We start from the raw sequence: 7,000 nt of genomic DNA on the forward strand, positions 1-7,000 counted from the left end.
TTCGAGCATGATCGTCGACAGCGGCGGCAACAGGATCTTCGCCGAGATGCCTCCTCCTTCCGCCCGAGCCTCGACGGCACCGCCATTGCCCTTGCCGGAACCGCCATAGTCGGTGGCGTCCGTGTTGATGATCTCGCGCCATCTTCCAGCCGTCGGCAACGGCACGCGATAATCGTCACGGGGCACCGGTGTAAAATTGGAGATGACGGCGACCGGGTTTCCGCCCGGCGCGCTGCGCAGCCAGGCAAAGACAGAGTTCGCACTATCGTCGACGATCAGCCAGGAAAAGCCTTGCGGCTCGCAATCGCGAGCATGCAGGGCCGGGCGTGAGCGGTAGAGATAGTTGAGATCGCGCACCGTCTGCCAGACGCCGCGATGGGCCTGGAAATCGAGCAGGTTCCAGTCGAGCGCGCGCGCCTCGCTCCACTCGCGGCGCTGGGCGAATTCCTGCCCCATGAACAACAGCTTTTTGCCGGGGTAGCCCCACATGAAGGCGTAGTATGCGCGCAGCGTCGCGAATTTCTGCCAGTCGTCGCCGGCCATCTTGCCGAGCAGCGTCCCCTTGCCGTGCACGACCTCGTCATGGGAGAGCGGCAGCACGAAATTCTCGCTGAAGGCGTAGACCAGGCCGAAGGTGATGTCGCTGTGATGATGCTTGCGAAAAATTGGCTCCTTGGAGAAATACTCCAGCGTGTCGTGCATGAATCCCATGTTCCACTTGAAGCCGAAACCCAGCCCGCCCTCATGCACCGGCTGCGAAACCTTTGGCCATGAGGTCGATTCCTCGGCAATCGTCATCACGCCAGGATGATGGCCGTAGACCTCCTTGTTCATTCTCTGGAGAAAGCTGACCGCTTCAAGGTTCTCGCGCCCACCCTTTTCGTTGGGAATCCATTCGCCGGCCTTGCGCGAATAGTCGAGGTAGAGCATCGAGGCGACGGCATCGACCCGCAAACCATCGACGTGGTACTTCTCGGCCCAAAACAGCGCATTGTTGACGAGGAACGAGACGACCTCGCGCCGGCCGAAATTGTAGATCGCGGTGTTCCAGTCGGGATGGAAGCCCTTGCGCGGGTCGGCATGCTCATAGAGCGCGGTGCCGTCGAAATTGGCCAGGCCATGCGCGTCCACCGGAAAATGTGCCGGCACCCAGTCGAGGATGACGCCGAGGCCGGCGCGGTGCGCGCCGTCGACGAACCGGGCAAAACCGTCCGGATCGCCGAAGCGGGCCGACGGCGCGTAGAGGCCGGTCGTCTGGTAACCCCAGGACGGATCATAGGGATGTTCGGAGATCGGCATGAATTCGATGTGGGTGAAACCCGTGTCTACGACGTAGGGGATCAGCCGGCCGGCGAGTTCGTCCCATGACAGGAAGCTGCCGTCGTCGTGAAGCTGCCAGGAGCCGGCATGGACCTCGTAGATCGACACCGCCTCGCGCCTGGGATCGGCGTTGCGCCAGAAATTGCGGTGCGCCTCATCACCCCATTGATGCGCCGGCGGAAGCGCCGTCACCGAAGCGGTGGCCGGGCGCAGTTCGGACTTGAAAGCGAACGGATCGGCCTTCAACGGCAGCCTCACGCCATCGGGCCCGATGATCTCGTATTTGTACGGCCGGCCGGCGCCGATATCGGGAATGAACAACTCCCAGATGCCGGTGTCTCGACGGACGCGCATCGTATGCCTGCGGCCGTCCCATTCGTTGAAGTCGCCGACCACCGAAACGCGCCTTGCATTGGGCGCCCAGACGGCGAAATGCACGCCGGACGCACCCTCGTGATCGATGAGATGCGCGCCAAGCTTGTCGAACAGCCTGAGGTGCGAACCTTCGGCGATGTAATAGTCGTCCAGCGGACCGAGCACCGGACCGAACGAATAGGGATCGGTCAGCCACCAGTCACCGCCGGCATTGCGCGCGTGATAGCGCAGCGGCTGACGCTTTCTGAGCGACAGGATGCCCTCGAAGAAGCCGCCTTCGTGGCGCCTGGAGAGTTCGCCGGCTTTCTTGCCGGTCAGCGTATAGGCAGTGACGAACTCGGCATGAGGGACGAAGCAGCGGGCGACAAAGCCGTTGTCAACCTCGTGCACACCGAGGACAGCGAAAGGATCACTATGCGAACCGGCGACAATTGCCGCGACATCACCGGCTGAAGCCAGTCCATCCGGCCCGCTTGTCGCAGCGGTCGCGCGCGGCTTCCTCATCAGGCAGTGACCCTCCCCGGCACCCGGACCACGTTGTTCGTGGCCTCATGCAATCATATCAGACCGGCACGTTCCAGATTTCTTTCGCGTATTGGCGGATCGTACGGTCGGACGAGAACCAGCCGACGCGGGCAACATTGCGGATTGCCTTGGCGTACCAATCCGGGCTGTTGCGCCAGACGGCGTCGACATCGCGCTGGGTGGCGGCGTAGGCATCGAAATCGGCGGCGACCATGAACCAGTCGCTCTGATAGAGGCCGCTCATCAGGTCGCGATACCGTTCCGGATCGTCAGGCGAAAAGACGCCCGACGAAACGGCAGCCACAGCCTGCGCCAGTTCGGGAGAGGCTCCGATCACCGATCGCGGATCGTAGCCGTTGCTGCGCCGCTCGGCGACCTCTTCGGTGGTCAGGCCGAAAATGAAGATGTTGTCGTCGCCGACGCATTCCTGGATCTCGACATTGGCGCCGTCAAGCGTGCCGATGGTCAGCGCACCATTCAGCGCGAACTTCATGTTGCCGGTGCCGGAGGCTTCCATACCGGCGGTCGATATCTGCTCTGAAAGATCGGCGGCCGGCATCATGATCTCGGCCAGGCTGACATTGTAGTTCGGCACGAACACCACTTTGAGCAAGCCGCGAACGGCCGGGTCGCGGTTGATGACCTTGGCGACGTCGTTGGCGAGTTTGATGATCAGCTTGGCGTTGTGATAGCTGGGCGCGGCCTTGCCGCCGAAGAACTTGACGCGTGGCATCCAGTTGCGCTCCGGATGGGAGCGGATCTGGTCGTAGAGCGCGACTGTTTCGAGGATGTTCAGGAGCTGACGCTTGTATTCGTGGATGCGCTTGATCTGGATGTCGAACAGCGCCGAGGGATCGACCTTGATGCCGAGGCGGTCGGCGACGAGATTGGCAAGCTTGGCCTTGTTCGCCCGCTTGACTGCCGCGAACTTGTCGCGGAAGGCGGCGTCGTCGGCAAAACCATCGAGCTCCTTGATTGCGTCTATATCGTCGAGGAAGCGGTCGCCGATCGCCTCGCGGGTGAGCGCGGTGAGACCGGGATTGCACTGGATCAGCCAGCGCCGCGGCGTGATGCCGTTGGTCTTGTTGTTGATGCGGTCGGGGTAGAGCCTGTGGAGCTCGGCAAACACCGTTTCCTTCATCAGCTCGGTGTGAAGGGCAGAGACGCCGTTGATCGAGTGCGAGCCGACAAAGGCCAGATTGCCCATGCGCACCCGGCGCTCGCCATTTTCCTGTATCAGCGAGATCTGGCTGATCTGCTCGTCAGAGAACTGGTCGGAGGCGCGCGCCTCCAGCAGCACTTCTGCGTTGATGGCGTAGACGATCTGCATATGGCGCGGCAACAGCCGCTCGAACAGCGGCACCGGCCAGCTTTCGAGCGCCTCGGGAAGCAGCGTGTGGTTGGTGTAGCCGAAGGTGCGCTTGGTGATGCTCCAGGCCTGGTCGAAATCCATACCGTGGACGTCCATCAACAGGCGCATCAGCTCGGGCACGGCGATGGCCGGATGGGTGTCGTTCAGATGGATCGCCGCCTTGTCGGGCAGCGACTGCAGGTCGCCATACTGGCTGAGATGACGCTGGATGATGTCCTGCAACGATGCGGTGGAAAAGAAATACTCTTGCCTTAGCCGCAGTTCCTGCCCGGCCTTGTGGGAATCGGCGGGGTAAAGGACGCGCGACAAGGCATCGGCCTTGTTGCTTTCGGCGAGTGCACCGATGTGGTCGCCGGCGTTGAACTTGTCGAGCAGGATCGGATCGATCGGCATGCCGGACCAGAGCCGCAGCGTGTTGACGCGGTTGGCCCTCCAGCCAACCACCGGCGTATCGTAGGCAACCGCCAGAACATGTTCGATCGGCTTCCAGACGTGGCGCTCAAGCCTGCCGTCCTTCGATGTGATCGATTCGACGGAGCCGCCGAAACCGACCTCGAAAGAACGTTCGCGCCGCTCGAACTCCCAAGGGTTTCCGTGATCGAGCCAAGTCTCAGGCAGCTCAACCTGCCAGCCGCCATGGATTTCCTGCCGGAACATGCCGTTGGCGTAGCGAATGCCATAACCATGCGCGGGAATGTCGACGGTTGCCATGCTTTCCATGAAGCAGGCGGCGAGCCGGCCAAGACCGCCATTGCCAAGGGCTGCATCTGGTTCGAGGGCCGCGATGAGGTCGAGGTCGACGCCGAGAGACCGCAGCGCTTCGCGCATATTATCCATCAGGCCAAGATTGGAGAAGGCGTCGCGCATCAGGCGGCCGATGAGGAATTCCAGTGACAAGTAATAAACGCGCTTTTCCTGATGGGCGTAGGCCTCTTGCGTCGCCTGCATCCAATGATCGACGATATGGTCGCGCACGACCTTGATCGAGGCGGTGAGCCAGTCGTACTGCGTCGCGACATTGGTGCCCTTGCCGAGCCTGTATTTGAGGGCCTTCAAGACTTCGTCGGCAAGCGCCTTGGGATCGGAGTTTTCGAGAATGGGAGCTTCGGATGTCATCGAGCGCGTCATGCTGCCTCTCGTGCGGTTGCCATGATCATACCGGCCTTCACCATTCCTCCCAGCCCATGCTAACGCATATTGTCATGCGTTCAATCGAGTTAGATTGCCGCGGGCAGCTTACCCTGCGGCAGTTTAGCAACTTAAAGTGCGTCGCGTTTGGGTGGCCTCTGCGACGCGCCTTAAGTTCTTACTTATATGCCATGTCGTTACCCCAAACCGCTGTGCAGTTTCGTGCGACATGCATCAGGCCGCCAGCGCCGCCTCCGGCGGAAGCTTCGCTCCGGTCATGAAGGCGACGGCGTCGGACATCGTATATTGCTTGGGATCGATGACACAGAGGCGACGGCCCAGCCGATGGATGTGAATGCGGTCGGCCACCTCGAAGACATGCGGCATGTTGTGCGAGATCAGCACGATCGGCAGGCCGCGCTTCTTCACGTCGACGATCAGTTCGAGCACGCGGCGGCTCTCCTTGACGCCTAACGCCGCCGTCGGCTCATCCATGATGACCATCTTCGAGCCGAAGGCGGCGGCGCGCGCCACCGCCACGCCCTGGCGTTGGCCGCCCGACAGCGTTTCCACGGCCTGGCTGATGTTCTGGATGGTCATCAGGCCAAGTTCGGTGAGCTTGTCGCGGGCGCGCTTTTCCATTGCCGGGCGGTCGAGCATGCGCAGCCAGTCGCCCAGAAAACCCGGTTTGCGGATCTCGCGACCGAGGAACATATTGTCGGCGATCGACAGCGCCGGCGACAGCGCCAGGTTCTGGTAGACGGTTTCGATGCCGGCTTCACGGGCCTCGATGGGCGACTTGAAGAGCACCTGCTTGCCGTCTAACTCGATGATCCCCTCGTCCGGAATCACGGCGCCCGAGATCGCCTTGATCAGCGTCGACTTGCCGGCGCCGTTGTCGCCGATCACCGCCAGGATTTCTCCCGGATAGAGATCGAAGTCGCAGCTGTTCAGTGCGGTAACGCGGCCGTAGCGCTTGACGAGGCCACGCGCGGTGAGGATGGGCTCCTGGGTCATGGTTACACCGAAACCTTTCTGATCCACTGGTCGATCGCCACGGCGCCGATGATCAGCACACCGGTGAGCAGCACTTTCCATTGCGGATCGGCGCCCAGCATGTTGAGGCCCATCGAGACGACGCCGACGATCATCGCACCGAACAAAGTGCCTAAAATCGAGCCGCGTCCGCCGAAGAGGGAAATACCGCCGATCACCGTGGCGGTGATCGCCTGCAAATTATAGTCGGTGACGGCGGCAGACGGCGAGATCGAACCGTTGCGACCGATGGAGACCCAGGCGGCGAAAGCGGCGATCAGCCCGGCAAGCGTGTAGACCGATATCAGCACCTTCTTGGTCTGGATGCCCGACAGCTTGGCCGCCTCCGGGTCGTCACCGACGGCGTAGACATGGCGGCCCCATGCCGTGTGATTGAGCACGTACCAGAGGATCAACACCAGCACGACCATGGCAATGACACCGAACGTCAGCACCGCCGTGCCGATCTTGAAGTTCAGGCCAAACAAATGCAGCAGCGGCGCCTGGACATCGACGTCGGCATCGCGGATCGTCTCATTGGCCGAATAGATGAAGTTGGTGGCCATGACGATGTTCCAGGTGCCGAGCGTGACGATGAAGGGCGGCAGCTTCATGTACGCGACCAGCAGCCCGTTGAGCAGCCCGCAGGCCGCGCCGGCGCCAAGCCCGATCACCACGGCAAGCAAGGTCGGCAGACCATAGGTGACCGCGCAATTGCCCATGATCACGGCCGAAATCACCATGATCACGCCGATTGACAGGTCGATGCCGGCTGTAAGGATGACCAGCGTCTGCGCGGCTCCTAGAATACCAACGATGGCGATCTGCTGCAGGATCAGCGTCAGCGTGTAGGACGAAAAGAACCGTCCTCCGATCGTGGCGCCGAAGACAGCGATCGACAGAACCAGCACGATCAGCGGAACCGCAGCCGGAGTGGAATGCAGGAAGTGCTGGATGCGCTTGACAATCGACGTGCCGTGCTCGTCAAAAGCAGCGACGCTTGTCTCGCTGTTCGAGAGAGCCTTTTCGAATTCCTGAACCTGAGCCATGTTTCCTCCCATGCGGCTTCAGCCACGCGCCGACGCCCGTCCATCGTTTCCGATCTGCCGCCGGAATTATTCGCGCTTGCGATAGCGCATCGTCCACCCGAAGCGGCCGGGGATCAAGTCCCCGGCCGCTTCGGGTGGACGATGGGCTATCGCGAGCGCGAATAATTCCGGCGGCAGATCGGAAACGATGGACGGG

Annotated in this window: 4 protein-coding genes; all 4 read right to left on the reverse strand. The window is 61.8% G+C overall.

Features of this window, described 5'->3' with window-relative positions:
• Positions 1 to 2,199: 1,4-alpha-glucan branching protein GlgB (gene glgB / locus EOA86_RS15890; protein WP_128342478.1), on the reverse strand; the 2,199-nt coding region annotated here is incomplete at its 3' end.
• A 58-nt stretch (positions 2,200 to 2,257) separates the two neighbouring features.
• Entirely contained in the window at positions 2,258 to 4,720 is a 2,463-nt protein-coding gene (locus EOA86_RS15895) for a glycogen/starch/alpha-glucan phosphorylase (RefSeq protein ID WP_128342480.1), read from the reverse strand.
• A gap of 234 nt (positions 4,721 to 4,954) precedes the next feature.
• Positions 4,955 to 5,737 (reverse strand): ATP-binding cassette domain-containing protein, encoded by a 783-nt coding sequence (locus tag EOA86_RS15900; RefSeq protein ID WP_128342482.1) that lies wholly within the window; start codon positions 5,735 to 5,737, stop codon positions 4,955 to 4,957.
• Positions 5,738 to 5,739: 2 nt separating this feature from the next.
• On the reverse strand, positions 5,740 to 6,804 hold the full coding sequence (locus EOA86_RS15905) for an ABC transporter permease (protein ID WP_065006284.1): 1,065 nt from the start codon (positions 6,802 to 6,804) through the stop codon (positions 5,740 to 5,742).
• Positions 6,805 to 7,000: the final 196 nt, after the last annotated feature.

Source organism: Mesorhizobium sp. M5C.F.Ca.IN.020.32.2.1 (genome assembly GCF_004023105.1).
In the GTDB taxonomy this organism is placed as follows: Bacteria; Pseudomonadota; Alphaproteobacteria; order Rhizobiales; family Rhizobiaceae; genus Mesorhizobium; species Mesorhizobium wenxiniae.